This window comes from Pseudomonas saliphila (genome assembly GCF_008638345.1).
Taxonomy (GTDB): domain Bacteria; phylum Pseudomonadota; class Gammaproteobacteria; order Pseudomonadales; family Pseudomonadaceae; genus Halopseudomonas; species Halopseudomonas saliphila.
This window is the reverse complement of the sequence record NZ_VTVA01000007.1, coordinates 195,206-216,919: the sequence shown is the minus strand read 5'-3', so window position 1 is coordinate 216,919 and position 21,714 is coordinate 195,206. Positions and strand designations below refer to the sequence as shown.

The 21,714-nt window shown below is 60.0% G+C and carries 21 protein-coding genes; 15 read left to right on the top strand and 6 right to left on the bottom strand.

All coding sequences use genetic code 11. The features are described 5' to 3' along the window. The first annotated feature begins 25 nt into the window (after window positions 1-25). The 4 genes from FHK95_RS10275 to FHK95_RS10260 are packed head-to-tail and all read left to right on the top strand — an operon-like array spanning window position 26 to window position 4,238. Window positions 26-349: a zinc ribbon domain-containing protein gene (locus FHK95_RS10275; RefSeq protein WP_150304512.1), complete on the top strand. Its 324-nt coding sequence runs from the start codon at window positions 26-28 to the stop codon at window positions 347-349. A gap of 54 nt (window positions 350-403) precedes the next feature. Continuing rightward, on the top strand, window positions 404-2,044 hold the full coding sequence (locus FHK95_RS10270) for a sigma-54-dependent Fis family transcriptional regulator (RefSeq protein WP_206668559.1): 1,641 nt from the start codon (window positions 404-406) through the stop codon (window positions 2,042-2,044). Window positions 2,045-2,068: 24 nt separating this feature from the next. Beyond that, complete coding sequence (locus tag FHK95_RS10265; RefSeq protein ID WP_150304511.1) at window positions 2,069-3,115, top strand: aliphatic amidase; 1,047 nt, start codon at window positions 2,069-2,071, stop codon at window positions 3,113-3,115. Between the two features lie 43 nt (window positions 3,116-3,158). Further along, window positions 3,159-4,238, top strand: a complete 1,080-nt coding sequence (locus FHK95_RS10260) for an AAA family ATPase (protein ID WP_150304510.1) — start codon at window positions 3,159-3,161, stop codon at window positions 4,236-4,238. Window positions 4,239-4,315: 77 nt separating this feature from the next. Here FHK95_RS10260 and FHK95_RS10255 read toward each other — a convergent pair whose 3' ends face one another. From FHK95_RS10255 to rpmE, 3 genes are all read right to left on the bottom strand, one after another. Continuing rightward, window positions 4,316-5,578, bottom strand: coding sequence for a malic enzyme-like NAD(P)-binding protein (locus FHK95_RS10255; RefSeq protein WP_150304509.1), 1,263 nt, complete (start codon window positions 5,576-5,578; stop codon window positions 4,316-4,318). A 127-nt stretch (window positions 5,579-5,705) separates the two neighbouring features. Beyond that, a complete protein-coding gene (locus tag FHK95_RS10250; protein WP_150304508.1) occupies window positions 5,706-6,497 on the bottom strand; it encodes a thermonuclease family protein in 792 nt (263 codons plus the stop codon). 14 nt (window positions 6,498-6,511) lie between these two features. Continuing rightward, the gene (gene rpmE / locus FHK95_RS10245) at window positions 6,512-6,727 is read right to left on the bottom strand and encodes a 50S ribosomal protein L31 (protein ID WP_150304507.1); all 216 of its coding nucleotides are present in this window, start codon (window positions 6,725-6,727) and stop codon (window positions 6,512-6,514) included. Window positions 6,728-6,918: 191 nt separating this feature from the next. Between rpmE and FHK95_RS10240 the strand changes: the two genes are divergently transcribed. The 8 genes from FHK95_RS10240 (at window position 6,919) to FHK95_RS10205 (ending at window position 16,932) form a co-directional block, all read left to right on the top strand. Then, the gene (locus FHK95_RS10240) at window positions 6,919-9,177 is read left to right on the top strand and encodes a primosomal protein N' (RefSeq protein ID WP_150304506.1); all 2,259 of its coding nucleotides are present in this window, start codon (window positions 6,919-6,921) and stop codon (window positions 9,175-9,177) included. Window positions 9,178-9,622: 445 nt separating this feature from the next. Beyond that, entirely contained in the window at window positions 9,623-11,368 is a 1,746-nt protein-coding gene (argS, locus tag FHK95_RS10235; RefSeq protein ID WP_150304505.1) for an arginine--tRNA ligase, read from the top strand. 5 nt (window positions 11,369-11,373) lie between these two features. Beyond that, window positions 11,374-11,961, top strand: a complete 588-nt coding sequence (locus FHK95_RS10230) for an SPOR domain-containing protein (RefSeq protein WP_150304504.1) — start codon at window positions 11,374-11,376, stop codon at window positions 11,959-11,961. A 106-nt stretch (window positions 11,962-12,067) separates the two neighbouring features. After that, on the top strand, window positions 12,068-12,601 hold the full coding sequence (hslV, locus tag FHK95_RS10225) for an ATP-dependent protease subunit HslV (protein ID WP_178114760.1): 534 nt from the start codon (window positions 12,068-12,070) through the stop codon (window positions 12,599-12,601). Between the two features lie 16 nt (window positions 12,602-12,617). After that, window positions 12,618-13,958, top strand: a complete 1,341-nt coding sequence (gene hslU, locus FHK95_RS10220; protein WP_150304502.1) for an ATP-dependent protease ATPase subunit HslU — start codon at window positions 12,618-12,620, stop codon at window positions 13,956-13,958. A 119-nt stretch (window positions 13,959-14,077) separates the two neighbouring features. Next, entirely contained in the window at window positions 14,078-14,458 is a 381-nt protein-coding gene (locus tag FHK95_RS10215) for a gamma-butyrobetaine hydroxylase-like domain-containing protein (protein ID WP_150304501.1), read from the top strand. Window positions 14,459-14,665: 207 nt separating this feature from the next. Beyond that, window positions 14,666-16,288 (top strand): PHA/PHB synthase family protein, encoded by a 1,623-nt coding sequence (locus tag FHK95_RS10210; protein WP_178114759.1) that lies wholly within the window; start codon window positions 14,666-14,668, stop codon window positions 16,286-16,288. A 29-nt stretch (window positions 16,289-16,317) separates the two neighbouring features. Further along, entirely contained in the window at window positions 16,318-16,932 is a 615-nt protein-coding gene (locus FHK95_RS10205; protein ID WP_150304499.1) for a TetR/AcrR family transcriptional regulator, read from the top strand. 88 nt (window positions 16,933-17,020) lie between these two features. Here the strand turns inward: FHK95_RS10205 and FHK95_RS10200 are convergent, their stop codons facing one another. The 3 genes from FHK95_RS10200 to FHK95_RS10190 form a co-directional block, all read right to left on the bottom strand. Next, window positions 17,021-17,743 carry a phasin family protein gene (locus FHK95_RS10200; protein ID WP_150304498.1) on the bottom strand — a complete coding sequence of 241 codons (723 nt, stop codon included), beginning with the start codon at window positions 17,741-17,743 and terminating at the stop codon, window positions 17,021-17,023. Between the two features lie 22 nt (window positions 17,744-17,765). Then, entirely contained in the window at window positions 17,766-18,176 is a 411-nt protein-coding gene (locus tag FHK95_RS10195; RefSeq protein ID WP_150304497.1) for a phasin family protein, read from the bottom strand. 95 nt (window positions 18,177-18,271) lie between these two features. Further along, window positions 18,272-18,547, bottom strand: a complete 276-nt coding sequence (locus tag FHK95_RS10190; protein ID WP_150304496.1) for a polyhydroxyalkanoic acid system family protein — start codon at window positions 18,545-18,547, stop codon at window positions 18,272-18,274. Window positions 18,548-18,702: 155 nt separating this feature from the next. Here FHK95_RS10190 and ubiE point away from each other — a divergent pair, with 155 nt between their 5' ends. The 3 genes from ubiE to ubiB are packed head-to-tail and all read left to right on the top strand — an operon-like array spanning window position 18,703 to window position 21,679. Then, window positions 18,703-19,464 carry a bifunctional demethylmenaquinone methyltransferase/2-methoxy-6-polyprenyl-1,4-benzoquinol methylase UbiE gene (gene ubiE / locus FHK95_RS10185; protein WP_150304495.1) on the top strand — a complete coding sequence of 254 codons (762 nt, stop codon included), beginning with the start codon at window positions 18,703-18,705 and terminating at the stop codon, window positions 19,462-19,464. Beyond that, window positions 19,464-20,087, top strand: a complete 624-nt coding sequence (locus FHK95_RS10180; RefSeq protein WP_150304494.1) for a ubiquinone biosynthesis accessory factor UbiJ — start codon at window positions 19,464-19,466, stop codon at window positions 20,085-20,087. The genes ubiE and FHK95_RS10180 overlap by 1 nt, the downstream gene beginning before the upstream one ends. Then, a complete protein-coding gene (gene ubiB / locus FHK95_RS10175; RefSeq protein ID WP_150304493.1) occupies window positions 20,084-21,679 on the top strand; it encodes a ubiquinone biosynthesis regulatory protein kinase UbiB in 1,596 nt (531 codons plus the stop codon). The genes FHK95_RS10180 and ubiB overlap by 4 nt, the downstream gene beginning before the upstream one ends. Window positions 21,680-21,714 lie beyond the last annotated feature (35 nt).

The window sequence follows — 21,714 nt, the reverse complement described above, 5'->3', positions numbered from 1 at the left end:
CTGTGCACTATCAGGAAGCATCCACATGCCTATCTATGATTTCGACTGCCCCGCGTGCGGCGTCTTCGAAACCCTATTGCCCAGCGCCGAGCGCAACACACCGCGCAACTGTCCCGACTGCGGACACGCCATGCAGCGACTGGTGTGTGCGCCGCGCTTGCAGATTCTCAACACCCAACAACGCACCGCTCACGAGACCAACGAGCGCAGCGCCCACGCTCCAAAGGTCAGCCACGGGCACAGTTGTTGCAGTTCTGGTTCCTGTAGCCATACGCCGCGTGCCGATGGACAACCGCCGGCACTCAAGCAACAGACCGGCCCCCGCCGTCCCTGGATGATCAGCCACTAACAGCTGCGCAGCCGGACCGGGGGCTTGCGCCCCAGCCACCGGAGCCTGCACAGCATGATGATTTCCACCCCGGAACGGGTAACCCAACAGATGAAGCGTGAACTGGTGGTCATCCTGGAAATGGCCAAGCTGATGGAAAAACCCCTGGACGCGCCACGCACCATCCAGGGACTGCTCCGGCTGCTGTCGCAGCTTTACGGTCTGAATTGTGGTCGGGTGAGCCTGCCGGATGCGCCTACCAGCACCCTTCAGGTTCGCTACTCCTATGGCCTGTCGGTGGATGACCTAAAAGCCGGGCGCTTTAACCTCAACTTCAACGAGGGGGTAACCGGCTACGTCATGCGCACGGGGTCGATCGGACTGGTACCGGATGTGGATAAGGAGCCGCTATTTATCCGCCGCATCACCGAGCTGTCCCATCATCGGGGCGGGCGCATGGCTTTTATCGCCATCCCCATTCTCGAGACCGGAACACCGATTGGCGTCTTGTCCGTCCAGCGCGAAGGGCTACATGAACGCCCCTTCGATAACGACATCAGCCTGCTTCGGGTAGCCGCGGCGATGATCGGCCAGTTGCTGCGCATTCACAGTTTCGTCGTCGAACAGACCGCCCATCTGGTCAAGGAAAACCAGCACCTGCGCCACAGCATCGCTGTCGAGGGCATGCTCAAGCAAAGCCTTGCGCATGGCATCCTCGGCACCGGTCAGTCACTGATGGACGCCGTGCGGTCGGCCATTCAGGTGGCGCGCAGCGATGCTCCGGTGATGCTGTTGGGCGAGTCGGGTACCGGCAAGGAAAAGTTCGCACGCATGATTCACCAGCAAAGCGACCGCCGGGAACAGCCATTCATTTGTATCAACTGCGCAGCGATTCCAGCGGAGCTGCTGGAGTCCGAGCTGTTTGGTCACGTTAAAGGCGCCTTCACCGGGGCCTCGCAGAACAAGCTGGGCAAGATCATTCAGGCCGACCACGGCACGCTGTTCCTCGACGAGATCGGCGACATGCCGCTCGCGCTGCAATCCAAACTGCTGCGCGTACTGCAGGAAAAGAAGGTCGACCCGATCGGCAGCATGCAATCGGTCTCGGTGGACTTTCGGGTGATCACCGCCACCCACGTGAATCTGCAGGAGTCGGTGAACCAGGGCAACTTCCGCCTGGATCTTTTCTACCGGTTGCACGTGGTGCCGGTGCACCTCCCACCCTTGCGCGATCGCCAGGACGATATCAGGCAATTGGCGCTGCACTTTCTCAACGAACTCAATCATCACTACGAGCGCAACTGGAGCCTGGCGGCAGATGCCTTTGCCGTGCTGGAACAGTTTGATTGGCCGGGCAACATTCGCCAGCTGCAGAACGTGCTTGAGCGCACCGCGTTGACCAATGATCAGGATTTGATCAATGGCGATCAGCTGCGCCTAAGCCTGGCCTCGGAAAGCGCCATCACCATTCCGCAGAAAGCCAAAGCCCTACCGCACGGGTCAGAAACAGCGCCCGCAACGAGTGCTGCCAATAACGGCCGGCTTAATTACAGCCGCTCCTATAACTGGGTCCAGCAGGATGAGGCGGAGGTGATCCGCAACATGCTCGCGCTGACCAACAACAACCAATCCGAAGCTGCACGGCGACTGAATATAAGCCTCAGGCAGCTTCGCTACCGGGTCAGCAAGCTGGGCATCGAACGCCCAAACATCTGACCCATTTGATACGGAGAAGGACCAATGCGACACGGTGATATTTCGAGCAGCCCCGACACGCTGGGCGTAGCAGTCGTCAACTACAAGATGCCCCGCCTGCACACCAAGGACGAGGTACTGGAAAACGCCCGCAAGATAGCGGACATGATCATCGGCATGAAGCGGGGCCTGCCAGGCATGGATCTGGTGGTCTTTCCGGAATACAGCACCATGGGCATCATGTACGACAACGAGGAAATGATGGCCACCGCCGCCACCATCCCGGGGGATGAAACCCGTATCTTCAGTGAGGCCTGCAAGCTGGCCCGCACCTGGGGCATCTTCTCGCTCACCGGTGAACAGCATGAGGAGCATCCGCACAAGGCGCCCTATAACACCCTGGTGCTGATCAACGATCAGGGCGAGATCGTGCAGAAGTACCGCAAGTGCATTCCCTGGTGTCCGATCGAAGGCTGGTATCCCGGCGATCGCACCTATGTCACCGAAGGCCCCAAGGGCATGAAGATCAGCCTGATCATTTGCGACGACGGTAATTACCCGGAAATCTGGCGCGACTGTGCAATGAAGGGTGCCGAACTGATCGTCCGCTGCCAGGGCTACATGTACCCGGCCAAGGAACAGCAGGTGATGATGTCGAAAAGCATGGCCTGGGCCAACAATTGCTATGTTGCCGTGGCCAACGCCGCCGGCTTCGATGGCGTGTACTCCTACTTCGGTCATTCGGCGATCATCGGCTTTGACGGCCGCACCTTGGGCGAGTGCGGTGAAGAAGAAATGGGCATCCAGTACGCCCAGCTGTCGGTCTCGCAGATTCGCGATGCACGGGCCAACGATCAATCCCAGAATCACCTGTTCAAGCTGCTGCACCGGGGCTACACCGGCGTGTACAACTCCGGCGACGGTGATCGCGGCGTGGCGGATTGCCCGTTCGACTTCTACCGCACCTGGGTGCTGGATGCGGAAAAGGCGCGCGACGATGTGGAGAAAATGACTCGTGGCACCATCGGCGTCGCGGACTGCCCGGTCGGAGAGCTGCCGCACCCCGGACGTGACCGGGAAGCCGGTGCCTGAAGCTGGATAGCGGTCCCGCAAGACGCCTACAAGGACTGGAAAAATGCCCTTTATCAATGACGTACTGGAGCAAAACCAGCACACCAGCGGCATCCCGCCGCTCACCTGCACCTCGCGCTTTCGCTTCGATCCACAGCAGGTCATGGCACTGCTACGTTCACGGATCGTCGGGCAGGACGCAGCCCTCGATGCTATCGAAGCCAGCCTGATGGTGATCAAGGCTGAACTCGGCGAGCCGCGCAAACCGCTCGCGGTCATCCTGCTCATGGGCCCCACGGGCGTGGGCAAAACCGAAACCGTGCGGCTGCTCGCCGAAGCGATACATGGCAAAGCTGATGCGTTGTGCCGGATCGACATGAATACCCTGGCCCAGGAGCACTACGCCGCCTCCCTTACCGGCGCCCCGCCCGGCTACGTTGGCAGCAAGGAAGGCACCACCTTGTTCGACAAAGCGGCTATCGAAGGCAGTTACAGCATGCCGGGGATCGTGCTGTTCGATGAACTGGAAAAAGCCAGCGAGCCGGTCGTTCGCGCCCTGATGAATATCTTTGATAATGGTCAGCTGCGTCTCAGCTCCGGTACCGCCACCCTGGATTTTCGCAACAGCCTGATTTTCATGACCAGCAACGTCGGTGCTCAAGCGCTATGGGCCTACCAACAGCGCCAGCAGCAGGGATGGCGCAAGCTGTTACCCAACCAGTGGCAACTACGCCACGAAACGAGACTGATCGACCAGGCGCTGGAAACACACTTTTCACCCGAGTTTCTCAACCGCATAGACCACAGGGTGGGCTTTCAGCGCCTCGGCGGTGAGCAGGTCGAACAGCTGGTAAGTCTGGCGCTGACCCGATTGAATCAACGCCTGGCCCGGCGCCACCTGCAGCTGGTGCTTACCCCGGAACTTCACACCTGGCTTGGCGAACAGGGCTTCGATCGACGCTACGGCGCACGCTCGATGGCACGGGTATTTCGTCATCATCTGGAGCCGGCAGTGGCACGCCTGCTGCTGGATCACTCTGATTGGAAAGCCGGCTGCGTTATGCAAGCGGCGCTGGAGCGGGATGGGGTACAGATAACCATTGTGCATTCGACGAATACCTCGCGTGACGTTAGAAGAAGCTGATCACGCCGTGATCCGCAGGCACTGAATTTCAGGCACAAAAAAACCCGCCGAAGCGGGTTTTTCTTCTACCTACTGAACTAGATGCAGTCTTCGACTGACTTCAGTGGGTAATGAGCCGGGTATGGCAGGGTAGCCACGCCCGAATCGATCGCAGCCTGGGCAACAGCAGCAGGCACTTCTTCGATCAGCCGGACATCCATCGGCTTAGGAATGATGTAGTCCCGGCCGAACTCCAGATTGATTCCGCCGTACGCCGCAGAGACGTACTCCGGTACCGGCTCCTTGGCCAGTTTGCGGATAGCGTGTACGGCAGCAATCTTCATTTCTTCATTGATGCGCGTAGCCCGAACGTCAAGTGCACCACGGAAGATGAAGGGGAAGCCCAACACGTTGTTGACCTGGTTCGGGTAGTCGGAACGACCGGTAGCCATGATCACGTCAGGACGCGAGGCATGGGCCAGCTCCGGGTTGATTTCCGGATCAGGGTTCGAACACGCGAACACGATCGGGTTTTCAGCCATCAATTTCAGCTCGGCCGGTTGCAGCAGGTTCGGACCGGACAGACCAACAAATACGTCGGCACCTTTCATGGCGTCGGACAGAGTGCGCTTGTCGGTTTCAGTGGCAAAAATCGCCTTGTATTCGTTCAGATCGTCACGACCGGCGTGAATGACGCCCTTACGGTCGAGCATGTAGATGTTTTCAACGCTGGAGCCCAGGCTCACCAGCAGCTTCATGCAGGCGATAGCTGCGGCGCCAGCACCCAGGCAAACGATCTTGGCATCTTCGATTTTCTTGTCAGCCAGCTCCAGCGCATTGATCATGGCTGCAGCAGTAACAATAGCGGTACCGTGCTGGTCATCATGGAACACCGGGATATCGCACTGTTCAATCAGAGCGCGCTCGATTTCAAAGCACTCAGGTGCCTTGATGTCTTCCAGGTTGATGCCACCAAAGGTGCAGGAGATACGCTTGACGGTGTCGATGAACGCCTGCGGGCTTTCGGATTCAACTTCGATATCAAACACGTCGATGCCGGCGAAACGCTTGAACAACACACCCTTGCCTTCCATTACTGGCTTGCTGGCCAGCGGGCCGAGGTTACCCAGGCCCAGAATAGCGGTGCCGTCGGAAATCACTGCAACCAGGTTACCCTTGCCAGTGTATTTGTAGGCGTTCAGTGGATCCTTGGCGATCTCGCGGACGGGCTCGGCAACGCCAGGGCTGTAGGCCAGCGCCAGGTCCCGGGCCGTGGCAGTCGGCTTGGTCAGCTCAACGCTCAGCTTACCCGGACGCGGGTGGGCATGGTACTCGAGTGCATCGGTTCTCAAATCAGACATGTTCAAATTTTCCGGTCAGGTTGCTCATGCGGACGGCCGAGAATACAGAAAAGCTACTATACGAACAAGATCATTCACGAGATCAATGTCAAGGACATATTGTTATATCCATGTGTCGTGACGCACCTCAAAGAACCTCAAGCATCAATGCATGACCGAGGGGCAGCATGAACGGCTTGTGGCCCGGCTTGAGCGCGCCCCGCTTGCGGTCGACTACCCAGCCACGCGCTTCCACCTCGCTGCCGGTTAGCGTCTCGATCGGCAGGCTCCCGACATACTGGCTGTCATTGATGGCGATGCGCATTACTACCGGGCCATCAAGCTCGAGCCAATAGAATTTCCCGGCCTTGCTGACCGATTCCACACGCCCGCGAATAATCTGGAAGCCGCCGGAGGCCACTTCCCCCGCCGCAATGACCGGCGATCGCTGCCAAACACCCTCCGAGCCCTGACGCGCTTCGCGCTCAGCCAGTCGATGGCAGTCAACCAGGTTCACATTCGGCGGCACTGCCAGCGCGTAGCCCAAGCCTTCGCGCAGAAGCAGCGCCTCGATATTGTCTCCCTCAGCGGTAAACAGGTGGCCGAGTGTGCGCCCGTAGTGATCCTTGCCATCAAGGCCAACCGCTAAGTGCAGACCCTTGGCCTCAGTCAACTGCTGCAGGCGCCGGCGGGCTGCCTGCGCGAAGGGCTCGGAGATCTGTCCGCGTCTGCCGATTTCAGGCGTATTGATGCCTATCAGCCGCAGCCGCCTGCCATCCTGCAATTGCAGCGTATCGCCATCGATGACATGGCCAATGGCGACGGGTTCGCTGCGACCAGCAAGGCTGCACACATCGGCATAGACCGGCGGAGCTAACAGCCAGGCAATAAAAAAGGCGCCCCTGAGGAGCGCCTTTCTGGTGTCTAGCATCGCCAACATGTGGCAGCCGAACCTTACTTCTTGGTGCTGAGAGCGCCGAAACGCTGGTTGTAGCGTTCGATACGACCACCGGTATCCAGCATTTTCTGCTTGCCGGTATAGAAAGGGTGGCACTCGGAGCACACGTCAAGGTGGATAGTTTCGCGCAGCGTGGAACGGGTCTTGATCACGTTACCGCAGCTGCAGGTAGCTTCGAGATCTTGGTACACAGGATGCAGATCAGCTTTCATGGTAATTCCTCGGTTTTATGTGCCGCCACCGGACCAACATGATCAGGCACCGCACTGGGTAATCGCACCGTTACCATACACTGGTACCGGAAAATAGGTCGGCGATGATAACAGAAACGGACACAGACGCAAGCATCCCCAGGCGGCGCCAGGGTGCTACCATCAGCGACGAATTATTCAGGGAGTGTTCCGTGTCCGGCCCGATTTTGCAGGTTGCCCTGCCTTCGCCCTTACGTCGTTTATTCGATTATCGTGCACCAGCGAATGTGCCATTGGAAGCACTGCGGCCGGGGCTGCGCGTTCGGGTACCCTTCGGCAACAGGCAGTTGGTCGGCATCATCGCCGGCATCAGCGATAGCTCCGAGGTGCCGGTCAGCAAGCTCAAACGCGCCATCGAGCTGCTGGACCGTGAACCGCTGCTGCCTGAAACGCTGTGGACACTGTGCACCTGGACCGCCAGCTACTACCAACACGGATTGGGCGATACCTTGAGCAGCGCCCTGCCGATACTGCTGCGCCAGGGCGAGCCAGCGCTGGCGCGTCAGGATCTGATCTGGCAGTTGCTGCCCGGCGCCTATCCGGAACATCCGGCAGTCAGCCGCGCCGCCACACAGAAACATGCCGTGCAGACCCTTCAGCAACACCCGCATGGTTTGTCCCATGCCCTGCTGAGCCAATGGGGGCTGACGCGCGCCACACTCGAAGCACTTGAGAAGAAGGGACTCGTACAGCGGACCAGTCAGTCGCAGCACCATGCGCATGAACCGCTTCCTTTATTGCGTGAAGCGCCCCTCACCGCCAACGCCGAACAGGCTGCCGTACTGGCCGAGATCTTACCCGCTCCGCAGAACTCCGAAACGGAGTCAACAGGCGCGCCCCCTGCGTTCGGCTTTCAGGCCTGGCTGCTGGAGGGCGTCACCGGCAGCGGCAAGACCGAAATCTACCTGCAGGCGATCGAACATTGCCTGCGCCAGGGACGCCAGGCCCTGGTGCTGATACCGGAAATCGGCCTGACACCGCAGACCCTTGAGCGCTTTCGCCGCCGCTTCAATGTACCGGTGGTGATACTGCACTCCGGCCTGAATGACCGGGAGCGCCTCGATGCCTGGATTGCTGCACGCGATGGCGAAGCCGGCGTGGTCATTGGCACCCGCTCGGCGGTCTTTACCCCGCTGGCGCGCCCCGGCCTGATCATCATCGATGAAGAACACGACCTATCCTATAAACAGCAGGAAGGCCTTCGCTATAACGCACGGGATCTGGCGGTATACCGGGCGCGTCTGGAAGGCGTCGGCATTCTGCTTGGCTCGGCCACCCCTTCACTGGAAAGCCTGCACAACGTCCAGCGTGGCCGCTATCAACTATTGCGCCTGACCCAGCGCGCCGGGAATGCCCAGCCGCCTACCTTTCAGTGTCTGGACATCCGCAGCCGCCCGCTGGATGCTGGACTGTCCCGTCCACTGGTGCAGCTGATGGGCGAGCACCTGCGTCAGGGCAATCAGGTACTGGTATTCATCAACCGTCGCGGTTTCGCGCCGACGCTGATGTGCCACGACTGCGGGTGGATTGCCGAATGCAATCGCTGCGATGCCCGTATGACGGTGCACCAATCGCCTAATCATCTGCATTGCCATCACTGCAGCAGCCAACGCCCGATCGATCGCGTCTGCCCTAAATGCACCGGTGAAGATCTGCGCCCACTGGGCGCTGGCACCGAACGCACCGAAGAATACCTGACCAGCTGCCTGCCGGATTTCCCGGTGCTGCGCATCGACCGCGATACCATGTCCCGCAAACAGGCCATGCAGTCGATGCTCAATACCATTCACAGCGGCGATCCCTGTGTATTGGTCGGCACGCAGATGCTTGCCAAGGGGCATCACTTCCCGGACGTGACCCTGGTGGCAATCCTGGATGCCGACGGCGGGCTGTTCTCCGCTGATTTCCGCGGCCCGGAGCGCATGGCGCAGATGATCACCCAGGTGGCTGGCCGCGCCGGCCGCGCTGAAAAGCCCGGTCAGGTACTGATCCAGACGCATATGGCCGAGCATCCGCTGCTGATCGATCTCACCGAACACGGCTACGCCGCAATCGCCGAACGCGAGCTCGCCGCCCGCCAGGCTTCGTTATTGCCTCCGTACAGCTTCCTGTCACTGCTGCGCGCCGAAGCCAATTCGGCCGCACTGGCCAACCAGTTTCTGGAAGAAGCCTGCGAGCTGGCAGAACAGATATGCGAGGCCGCCAATTGGAGCGGCATCGACCTGCTCGGCCCGGTGCCCTCCCCGATGGAGCGGCGCGCCGGGCGCTTCCGTGCGCAACTGCTGATCCAGGCCGACCAACGCTCGACCATGCACCAGCTGCTGTATAACTGGCTGCCGCAACTGGAACAGCATCCGCTGGCACGCAAGGTCCGCTGGTCCATCGATGTCGATCCGTTGGACATGTTTTAGGCAGGAGCACATGGCATGCTCTCCAGCGTTTTAATCTCGCAGCCACACCTCTGTCCGATCGAGCCAGCCATCTGCCAGGTGGAGCAAGTGTTGAAAACAGGGATGTTTTCACCACTCCCCCAGGGATGGGTTTACGGCGTCTTGCGCAATCCTGGCAGATGGCTGGCGTGTGGCTCCGATCTCGTAACCCCAACGACGTCAAAATCGAATCCCCCCTAGCNTCTCGTAACCCCAACGACGTCAAAATCGAATCCCCCCTAGCCCCCCCTTTTTCAAAGTGGGGAACGTGTCCGTGCATTGTCCGGCCTAGCTCGCACGCTGGCGGGGGATTGGGGACAACACCGGCTTTGGCACCGCCCGACCGACAATGCGATTTGGCAAGCCGCTCTATAAAACGGATAATGCCGGGTTTTCCACAGGCATTCGCCGGATACCCCGATTACCCATGAAAAACCTGATCAGCCAGCTGCTCGCCAGCGCCGTTAGCAGCCTGCAAAGCCAGGGCATATTGCCCACCGACCTTACGCCCAACATTCAGGTCGAGACCGCACGCGACAAGGCCCACGGGGATTTTGCCAGTAACCTGGCGATGATGCTGGCCAAGCCCGCCGGCATGAAGCCTCGTGATCTGGCCGAGAAGCTGATTGCCGCCCTGCCCGCACACGATGCAGTTGCCAGCGTCAGCATTGCCGGGCCGGGCTTTATCAATTTCTTCCAGGATTCAGCCTGGCTCGCCCGCCAACTGGAAACGGCGCTGGCCGATTCCCGGCTGGGTGTGGCGCAGGCAGATCCCGCGCAGCGCGTGGTGGTCGATTACTCGTCGCCGAATCTGGCCAAGGAAATGCACGTCGGCCATCTGCGCTCCACCATTATTGGTGACGCCGTGGCACGCATACTGGAATTTCTCGGGCATCAGGTGATTCGACAGAATCACGTGGGCGACTGGGGTACCCAGTTCGGCATGCTGCTGGCGTATCTGGAAGAAAACCCGGCTGACGCCGAAACCGAGCTGGGCGATCTGGAAAACTTCTATCGGCAGGCCAAGCGCCGCTTCGATGAAAGTGAAGTATTCGCCAACCGGGCGCGCGAACGCGTGGTGCAGCTGCAGGCAGGCGATCCGGACTGCCTGGCGCTCTGGCAGCGCTTCAACTCCATCTCGCTGGGTCACTGTCAGGCCGTCTATGATCGTCTGGGCGTCAGCTTGAGCGAGCAGGACGTGCGTGGCGAAAGCACCTATAACGACAAGCTCGCCGACGTGGTTGAGAGCCTTACCGCCAAAGGCCTGCTCACCGAAAGCGAAGGTGCCCGCTGCGTCTTTCTCGATGAGTTCAAGAACAGCGAAGGCAAGACCTTACCGGTCATCGTGCAGAAGGCCGGCGGCGGTTATCTGTACGCCACCACCGATCTGGCCGCAATGCGCTATCGCCACGAACAGCTGCATGCTGACCGCGTACTCTACTTCGTCGACCAGCGTCAGGCCCTGCACTTTCAGCAGGTGTTTGCCGTCGCGCGCAAGGCCGGCTTTGTACCCGCCGACATGCAGCTCGAGCATATGGGCTTCGGTACCATGAATGGCGCCGACGGGCGGCCATTCAAGACCCGCGATGGCGGCACGGTCAAGCTGATCGATCTGCTCGACGAAGCGGAATTGCGAGCCCATCGGCTGGTAAAGGACAAGAACCCTGAACTGGGCGAGGACGAGCTGAGCCAGATCGCCCAGGCAGTGGGTATCGGCGCGGTCAAGTATGCTGATCTGTCAAAACACCGCAGCAGCGATTACAGCTTCAACTTCGAACAGATGCTCAGCTTCGATGGCAACACCGCACCCTACCTGATGTACGCCTATACCCGCGTTGCCAGCGTGTTCCGCAAGCTGGGCCGCGGCATGGATCAATTGGACCAGCTCGGCCCGCTGGCTCTGGAGGAGGAAGCCGAGAACGAACTGGCGGCCCATCTGGCCCAGTTCGGCAATACGCTGAACTATGTCGCCCGGGAAGGCACGCCCCACGTACTCTGCCACTATCTATATGAACTGGCCGGACGCTTCTCCAGCTTCTACGAACGCTGTCCGATCCTTGCCGCCGAACAGGCCAGCCAACGCGACAGTCGCCTGCGCCTCGCCGCCCTGACTGGACGAACACTGCAGCAAGGCCTTACTCTGCTGGGCATTCAAACTCTGGAGCGCATGTAAGCAGTATGGCCAAAGGACGCAAAGCCCCAGTACGTGGCGCCAGCCGCGCCAAAGCTGCCGCCGGGCGAGGGATACCGCCCTGGTTGTGGCTCGTCAGTGGCCTGGTTATAGGCATATTCGTGGCATTCCTGTTTCAGCTGGAACCCGGCCGTGAGAGCGTCAAGCGCGACACCTCGCCGCCCAAGCAGGTACAACAGAAAAAGCCGACCAAGCCCGCTGAACCGCAAGCACGTTATGACTTCTATACCCTGCTGCCCGAGTCCGAGGAGCTGGTTCCCGAGTCGTCGGTGCCCAAGCAGGCACCACCAGCGCCGCCGAAAAAGGAAGATGCCAAGCCGCAGGACACCACCCGGTTCTTCCTGCAGGCCGGTTCCTTCCGCAAGCGTGGCGATGCTGATCGGGTGCGGGCGCAGATTCTGATGCTCGGGCTGGACGTTAAACTGGAGGATGCCAAGCTGGGTGACGGCGAAACCTGGTACCGCGTTCAGGTAGGTCCCTTCCAGGATCGCAGCAGCGTCACCCAGGCGCAGAAAACCCTCGCCGGCAACGGCTACGACAATTTGTTGCTGCAACAGCGCAGCGGGACACGCTGAACTGCAATTGCAGCTTGAAATCTCAGCTCAAGGCCCCAGATAGGTTTCATTAGCGGTGATGCAATCATGCCTCACCGATCTTTTGACAGCCAATCAGGAGCTGCGTGTGACTACTATCGTTTCAGTCCGCCGCCACGGCAAAGTGGTAATCGGCGGCGACGGCCAGGTATCCCTTGGCAATACCGTCATGAAAGGCAATGCACGTAAGGTGCGCCGGCTCTATAAGGATCAGGTCATTGCCGGATTCGCTGGCGGTACCGCAGACGCCTTCACTCTATTCGAACGCTTCGAAGCTCAATTGGAAAAGCATCAGGGCAACCTGGTTCGCGCCGCGGTTGAATTGGCCAAGGACTGGCGTATGGACCGTGCCCTGCGCCGCCTCGAAGCCCTGCTGGCGGTTGCCAACAAGGACGCCTCGCTGATCATTACCGGCAACGGCGATGTGATTGAACCAGAGGAAGGCGGCTTGATCGCCATCGGCTCAGGGGGTCCATTCGCCCAGTCCGCGGCCCTTGCGTTACTGCGCAACACCGATCAATCAGCTCGTCAGATTGTGGAATCGAGCCTGAACATAGCCGGCCAGATCTGCATCTACACCAATCATAACCAGACCATCGAGGAGCTGGACGCCAATACCTGAGGCGTTCAGAATCAGCATGTCCATGACCCCCCGCGAAATTGTCCATGAGCTCGACCGACACATCATCGGTCAGCAGGACGCCAAGCGCGCAGTGGCAATTGCCCTGCGCAACCGCTGGCGCCGTCAGCAGCTGCCCGACGCGCTGCGCAATGAAGTCACCCCCAAGAATATCCTGATGATCGGGCCGACCGGCGTCGGCAAGACCGAGATCGCCCGGCGTCTGGCCAAGCTGGCTCAGGCCCCCTTCATCAAGGTCGAAGCGACCAAGTTTACCGAGGTCGGGTACGTTGGCCGCGATGTCGAGTCGATTATCCGCGACCTGGTCGATGCCGCGATCAAGATGCTGCGCGAACAGGAAATGAGCAAGATGGGCCACCGCGCCGAAGATGCCGCCGAGGAACGCATCCTCGATGCATTGCTGCCGCCGCCGCGTCAGGGCGTCAGCGACGAACCGGCTCGGGAAGATTCCAGCACCCGCCAGCTGTTTCGCAAGCGTCTGCGTGAAGGCCAGCTGGATGACAAGGAAATCGATGTCGAGGTGGCCGAAACGCCGGTTGGTGTCGACATCATGGCGCCGCCCGGCATGGAAGAAATGACCAGCCAGCTGCAGAACATGTTCTCCAACTTCGGCAAGGGCAAGCGCAAGACCCGCACCCTGAAGGTCAAGGAGGCGATGAAGTTGATCCGGGACGAGGAAGCGGCCCGTATGGTCAACGAGGACGAACTGAAAACCCGCGCCATCCATGCGGTGGAGCAGAACGGTATTGTCTTCCTCGACGAGATCGACAAGGTCAGCAAGCGCGCCGACAGCGGTAGCGGTGCAGATGTGTCCCGCGAAGGGGTGCAGCGCGACCTGTTGCCGCTGATCGAAGGCAGCACAGTGAACACCAAGTTCGGCATGGTCAAGACTGACCATATCCTGTTCATCGCCTCCGGTGCCTTCCACCTGACCAAGCCGTCGGATCTGATTCCGGAACTGCAGGGTCGCCTGCCGATTCGCGTTGAGCTGCAGTCGCTGTCACCGGATGACTTCAAGCGTATCCTCACCGAGCCTGATGCCTCCCTGACCGAACAGTACCGCGCATTGATGCAAACTGAAGGATTGGGCATCGAGTTTTCCGATGATGCTATTGTCCGCCTCGCCGAGATTGCCTGGCAGGTGAACGAGAAGACTGAAAACATCGGCGCACGTCGTTTGCACACTGTGCTCGAGCGTTTGCTGGAGGAGATTTCCTTCAGCGCCGGCGACCTCGCCTCCTCCCAGGACGGCAAAGCGATAGTAATCGATGCAGCCTATGTCGATGAGCACCTCGGTGAACTGGCAGTCAATGAAGACCTGTCGCGGTATATTCTCTAACTGTTGAGCGAAGCCGGAAGCGAATGGCTGAAGCCTGAGTGTGTAAACACCCTATACATGACTCAGGCTGAAGCTCCCACATCCGGACTCCGAGCCCTGGTCCCGACCGAGAGCCTACGATGCAAACCGCTATCCCCACCGATATCAAGCTGAAAAAGGCATCCAGAACCTTGATGCTTAGCTACGCCGACGGTCAAAGCTACGCGCTTTCCGCAGAGTACCTGCGGGTCTATTCGCCATCCGCCGAAGTACGGGGACACGGCAATCCCGTGCTGCAGACCGGCAAGAAGCATGTCGGCTTCAAGGGCATCGAGCAGGTCGGCAACTATGCGGTGAGACTGGACTTCGATGACGGCCACGAGACCGGACTGTATAGCTGGGAATATCTCTATGAGCTTGCGACCCAGCAGGACCGGATGTGGCAGGCCTACCTCGATCAACTCGACAAAGCCGGCGCCAGCCGCGATCCAAACGAATCGGTAGTGCGTTTCGTCCCCTAGTCGAGTCTGTCGGCATAGTTTCGGACGCACCACTCACTCTTCCCCCAGCCGGTGGAACTTCACATCGCCGGCACCAGTCTCTTGTCCTTGCTGCATACCGTTGCAATCATGCGTTCGATCGCCGGGATTGCTGCCTGCGCGCTGCGCTTGAAGTCCAACGCATCAATGCCCCCGCTCATTCGACGGGATCAGGACAAGGAAAGCTGGATGCCAGATATTTTACCGGAGGACCTGCAGCGATCTCTGTCCGAGACACTCAGGGCGTTATCAGGCTCAGCGGTGTCACAACGATGCCATCACGCTCAGCACTCGCTGGCGTTACTGGCTGGTCTGATCGATGCGTTAGCCGGTAAGCCAACCGGAGCCCCCATCCCGCTGGATCGACGCTTTGCCCATCCCGCCTGGCAAAATCCATTACGTCGCAGGTTGGTCGCTGCCTGGGCCGCCTGGATGACCAGCACCCACGACTGGCTGGATGGGCTGGATATCCCGGCGATCGACAAAGCGCGACTGAAGCTGGCCCTACGGCAAATACAGGATGCCCTCGCGCCCTCCAACAGCCCCTTCAATCCCGCGCTGGCAGAGCAATTAAGGCGTACCCACGGGCGCTGCCTGCGCAAGGGCATGACTCATCTGGCTGAAGACATCGCCGCCCGGCGGCCCTTGCCAGCCGGGCACGACGAAGTCAGCTTTCTGGTCGGGCGCGATCTGGCAACCACCGCAGGGCAGGTCGTCCATCACACGCCCCTATTGGAGTTGATCCAGTATCGGCCCCTCACCAGCACGGTGCATGCCACCCCGCTGCTGGTTATTCCCCCGCCACTGAATCGTTACTACCTGCTGGACATGCAACCGGACACCAGCCTGATCCGCTACGCTCTCGCGCAGGGCCTGCAGGTCTTCATGATCAGCTGGCGCAATCCCAACGCAAGCCACGCCGCCTGGGGGCTGGCCCACTATGTAAAAGCCGCTGCCGGCGCACTGGATGTCATTTGCGCCATATCCGGCAATCGGCAGGCCAGTCTGCTCGGGGTCTGCAGTGGCGGGGTCATCGGGCTGGGACTGCAAGGCTGGCTGCAGGGTCAGGGCATAGTGGACCGGGTAAAAGCAGCGAGTTATTTCGGTACGCCGGTGCAGGCTCGCCAGCACAGCGAGCTGAGCCTGCTGGCCAGTCCCGTCATGCGCCAGCGCCTGCGCAATCTCGCCTGGCGACAGGGATGCCTAGATCACCGACAGCTGGCTGCGGGTTTTGCCTGGCTGCGCCCCGGGCAACTGGTGTGGCCGCATTTTCAGCGATACCTGCTTGCCCAGCCGGGACAACCGGATCCGCTGACTTTCTGGAGTCGGGACAGCACACGGCTACCCGCCCAGATGGTTCACGACCTGCTCGATCTGCTCGAACGGGATGCCTTGAACACACCTGGGGCACTGGTGCTGGATGGTATTTCCATCGAGCTGGGCAAACTGCGAACCCCATCCTGGCATCTCGGGGCCAAGCGTGATCACATCGTGCCCTGGCATAACGCCTATCCCGGCAACAGTCTGGGCGGCGATAAAACCTTCACGCTCAGCCATGGTGGGCACATCCAGAGCCTGGTCAACCCGCCGGACCACCCAAGCGCCTGGTATCAAAGTGCGACGGCCGAAACCGCTATGACAATCGAGCAATGGCAGGTCGCCGGCGAACGACACGCCGGCAGCTGGTGGCCAGCTTGGTGTAACTGGCTCAAGCGCCACAGCGGTGACTTGCGCAGCGCGCCAGCTATGCTGGGTAACGCGCGCCATCCCGCGCAATATCCGGCACCAGGCCGTTACGTGCATCAGCTATAGGAAAGTGATGGCCATACTACGGGGACCACATGAAAACGCGTGATCGCATCCTTCTGTGTACGCTTGAGCTGTTCAATGAACATGGTGAACCGAACGTCACCACGCTGGATATCGCCAACGAGCTGGATATCAGTCCAGGCAACCTCTATTACCATTTCCGCGGCAAGGAAGCGTTGCTGGCATGCCTGGTCGAGCAGTTTCTCGACCATACCCGCAATTTGCTGGAAATGCGCGGCGACCCGCAGCAGCTGGAGCCAGAGGACTATTGGCTGTTTATGCACTTGTTGTTCGAAGCCATTACCGAGTTTCGCTTTCTGTTTCAGGATCTATCGAACCTGACAGGACGCTATGACTTCATCCGACGCGCCATGCAGCACTGGTTAGCGGCTTTGCGCGAGAGTCTGAACGCCATGCTGATGGCGCTGCGGGAGCAGGGACACCTGGTCGCCAACGATGCCGATATCGAACGCCTGCTGGACGCACTCTGTCAGACATTCGTATTCTGGCTGGATTTCCAACGCGTGACGCGGCGGGACGACATGGGACCTTCGCAAGCCGTCCAGCAGGTGCTGGGGCTGATGCTGCCCTACCTGGATGAGCCCAGTCAGGCCTGGATGCGCAACCTGATCGACCGCTATAGCTGAGCGACCTAAAACGTAAAAAAACCCGATCGGCAGCAACCGATCGGGTTTCGTTCTTGCTGGATACTACAACGGGTCAGACGGAGCAGAATTACGCGCCCGCGTCACCCGGCTGGGACTTCTTGTCCGAGCCCTGGTCCGAAGCCGGCGTGGAAGCCGCCTTGGCTTTGGTGGCCGTCTTGGGCTTGGCAGGTCGCGGTTTATTACTCGCCGCGGACGTGTCATTCGGCTTGTTGCCCACCTCAGACGTCGCCTTGGCTGGCTCTGAGGGCGCTACCTTGGCGGCAGCCGCCTCCGGTTCGGTCTCGAGCTTATCGGTCGTTTCATGGACCGCAGCGGCTGTCGGTGAGACCGGAGCCGGTGCGGGAGTGACGCTGGCGGCGCGGTGCGCCCCCAACTCACTGACCAGTCTGGACAATTCCTCGATCTTGTCATCCAGGGCCTGTAGCTCGCTGCGAGTAGGCATACCCATGCGAGATAGAGCGCTCCCGAGTCGCTTGTCAAAGGCCGCTTCCAGTTCGGTCCAGCGCCCGCTAGCTCTGCTCCAGGGCTTATCGCCCCCAGACTCGGAGTCGTCGGTAGCGCTGTCCTTGGCCCTGCCAGCGCGCGCCTTGAACTCCTCAACCTTTTTTTCAATATTGGCCTTGGCGCTCTGTTCGGCTTCCTCACCATCCTTGATCAGGGTCTCGAACAGCTTGACCCCTTCCTTACCCACCTTGGCATAGGCACCGAGGCCTGCCAGCCAGATCTGGCGAGAATAGTTTTCCAGCTCGCTGGCCCATTTTTCCTTGTCGTGCTTTTTATCGCCCGTCATGGAAGCACCTCCTCTGAAAAGCTTACTTGGCCTGCATGGATTTCAGCGAAGCGCTCAGCATGTCGAGTTTGTTCGACAGCTGTTCGATATCCGACTTGCTCGGGATACCCATGCGCTCCAGTGCAGAGGCTACACGCTCGTCGAACATTTCCTCGACCTTGTGCAGGCTTCCGCCGTTACGATCCTGTAACCGGTCTTTCAGGCTGGCGACCTTGCTGCCGGCCTGGTCGATGCGCTCGGAAATGAATTCCTTGCCAGTCTGCTCCAGCTGCTCACCTTCACTGACCAGGGTCTTGAAATACTCGGCGCTGTCCTTACCGGCCTTGGCATAAACGCCGAGCCCGGCAAGCCAGATCTGATGCGCGTACTTGCGAACGTCCGCGGCAAACGCCAGTGCATTTTCTTCTGCTTCGATAGTATTGAGCTTGACCATGATGATAACTCCTGACTGTTGGATGAGTCTTAAGCCAGCCGATTAGCGGCTTCTGATGGTCAAGCTACGCGGCAAAATTAGAAAAAACATACTAATCAGGCGAGATATTTATCCAGCGCCTTTTCGATCTCGCTTTTCACCATTCCGGACATGGGCGTGAACATCATGCCTAGCTTGACCACCACCCTGACGTTATCCTCGGCCACGTGAATGGTGCCGTCTGCGCCGCTGCGCTTGAAGGTCAGCTGATCACCGTCCCACTCACATTTGGCATCCAGCTTCTGCGCCAGCTTGTCAGCCATTTTCTGTGCCCGTTCCCTGGCGGTTTCCTTGCCCAGAGCATGTTCTCGCGTGATATCTACAGTTGCCATGCGATGTCTCTCGTCTGCTATTGATCCAGACGGCATGATGCCGTATTGCCCGCTTCTCGTCATCCACGGCTGCGACAGCCTGTCCGCTGGAAAACCAGCCCAGGCCCCTCGATTTGCGGTTAGAATGGCGGTTGATTTGCCAAGGCGCCGACGCTATGACTGACAAGCACACCTCAGACAACACTACTCATTTCGGCTTCAAGAGCGTGCCGGAATCGGAGAAAGCCGCGAAGGTCGCGGATGTATTCCATTCCGTTGCAGCCAGATACGACTTGATGAACGACCTGATGTCAGGCGGTGTACATCGCCTGTGGAAACGCTTCACCATCGAGCTTTCAGGCGTTCGCCGCGGCAACCGCGTGCTCGATATCGCCGGTGGTACCGGTGACCTGGCGCGCAAGTTTTCGTCGCTGGTCGGCCCCGAGGGTGAGGTGGTATTGGCGGACATCAACGCCTCGATGCTGAAGGTCGGTCGTGATCGGCTGCTCGACTGCGGCGTATCCGGCAATGTCCGTTTCGTGCAGGCCGATGCCGAAGCCCTGCCCTTTCCGGACAATCATTTCGACTGCATCACCATCGCTTTCGGTCTGCGCAATGTCACCCACAAGGATACGGCGATCGCCTCGATGCTGCGGGTGCTCAAGCCGGGCGGCAGGTTGCTGGTGCTGGAGTTCTCCAAGCCGCGCAACCAGCTGTTCTCACGGGTCTACGACCAGTACTCGTTCAAGCTCCTGCCGCTGATGGGCAAGCTGATCACCAACGATTCGGAAAGCTACCGTTACCTGGCCGAATCGATTCGCATGCATCCTGATCAGGAAACCCTCAAGGCCATGATGGAAGAGGCCGGTTTCGCCCGCGTCACCTATCACAACATGACCGGCGGGATTGTGGCGCTGCATAGAGGAATCAAACCCTGATGCTGACCCAGGCCATGCTCGCCGGAATCGAGTACAGCCTGGCGCAGGCGCTCGCTCGTGATCCGTTGACTGCCAAACGCCTGGGCGCGCTGGCGAACAAAGTTATCCTGGTTCGCGGCAGCGCCCCGGACTGGCAGGTGTTTGTGTTTCCAAACGAGGGCGAGATCCGCCTGATGGCGAATGCAGAAGTCGACCCCGACTGCACCCTCTCGGCGCCCAGCAGCCTGCTCGCGCGCCTGGCTTTCAGTGCGCAGCGCCAGAGTCTGCTTCAGGATCCGCAGGTGGTCCTCAGTGGCGACAGTCAGGTGCTGGTCAGCTTGCAGAACATCTTTGGCGACCTCCAGATTGAGGGCGAGGCCGAACTGGCGCGCTGGCTTGGCCCGGTGCCTGGCCATGCGATCGCCAATCTGCTGCGCAGTGGCCGTGACTGGGGCGCGCAGACGCATCAAAGCCTGAACGACAGTCTGGGCCGCTATCTGACAGAAGAGTCCCGTCAACTGGTAGGTAAAGCCGAGGCCAACATAGCCGCGCAAGACTTGCATGAGCTGCGATTGCGCCTGGACCGGCTCGAAGCCCGCCTGCAACGCCTAGAGAATCCGCCGCAGGACACCCCCGACGCATGAACCTGACCGCGTTTGTACGCCTGTTTCGCATACTGCATATCTTCACGCGCTACCGTCTCGATCAGCTCCTTCTGCAACTGCCCCTGCCGTGGTTCGTGCGTTTGCTGCTGAAGATTGGTCCCTGGCGCTTACATCGCGCGCCAAAGCTGAGCCGTGGCGCGCGCTTGCGCCGTGCCTGTGAAGACCTGGGGCCGGTGTTTATCAAGTTCGGCCAGATTCTGTCTACTCGCCGCGATCTGCTGGCGGATGACGTAGCACTCGAGCTCGCCAGGCTGCAGGACAAGGTTCCGCCCTTTCCCTCCGACCAGGCCCGCCAACGCATCGAGGAACAGCTGGGGCAGACCATTGATGAGGTATTCGCCAGCTTTACCGACCAGCCGCTGGCCTCGGCATCGGTGGCACAGGTGCATTCGGCGCGCCTGCACGATGGCACCGAGGTCGTGGTAAAGGTCACCCGTCCGGGCGTCGGCGCGACTATCCATCAGGACATTCAGTGGTTGTTCCTCGCCGCGCGCACGCTGGAACGCTTCTCCAGCGAGGGTCGGCGGCTGCGACCGGTGGAAGTCGTCAACGATTATGAAAAAACCATATTCGACGAACTCGATCTGTACCGCGAGGCGGCCAACGCATCACAGTTGCGGCGCAATTTCGAAGGCTCCACCCTGCTGTATATACCGCAGATCTATTGGAAGTGGTGCCGCCACAAGGTCATGGTGATGGAGCGCATCAGCGGGGTGCCCGTTACCGATATGGAGGCGCTGCTTGATCAGCGCACCGACATGAAGAAGCTCGCCGAGACGGGCGTGGAAATCTTCTTCACCCAGGTGTTCCGCGATAGCTTCTTTCACGCCGATATGCATCCGGGCAATATCTTTGTGTCGCGCAGCCATCCGTGGCAGCCGCAGTACATCGCCATCGATTTCGGTATCGTCGGCAGTCTCAATCCGGAGGATCAGGATTACCTCGCGCGCAACCTGCTGGCGTTCTTCAAGCGTGACTACCGCCGCGTGGCGCAGTTGCACATCGACTCCGGCTGGGTCCCGGCCGGTACGCGCGTCAATGAATTCGAAGCGGCCATCCGCAGTGTCTGTGAACCGATCTTCGCTCGGCCGCTGAAGGATATTTCCTTCGGGCAACTGTTGTTGCGCCTGTTTCAGGTTGCACGACGCTTCAACATGGAGATTCAGCCGCAGCTGGTGTTGTTGCAGAAGACCCTGCTCAACATTGAGGGCCTGGGTCGTCAGCTGTATCCCGATCTGGATCTGTGGAGCACCGCCCAGCCCTATCTGGAACGCTGGATGCGTGAGCGGATGCTGCCGCAGCACCAGGTCCGTGTTCTACACCAGCAACTCGAACAGATCCCTCCGCTGCTGACCTCCACCCGCCACGCCATGGAGCGCCTGGCGCAACAGGAACCGGCGCCTGCGGCGCGCACGCGCGATTCAAGCCGCGCGTTGCGGCTGATCGGCGTGGTACTGGTGGTGTTGGGCGCCAGTGGCCTGGGCACCGATGTCAACCTCTGGAGCCAGGCGCAACCTCTGCACTGGCTGCTGGTAGCGACCGGTGGCTGGCTGGTGATGCGCAAGCACTAACCGCCGAAACTGGCATCCGCCCCCTCAACACTGGC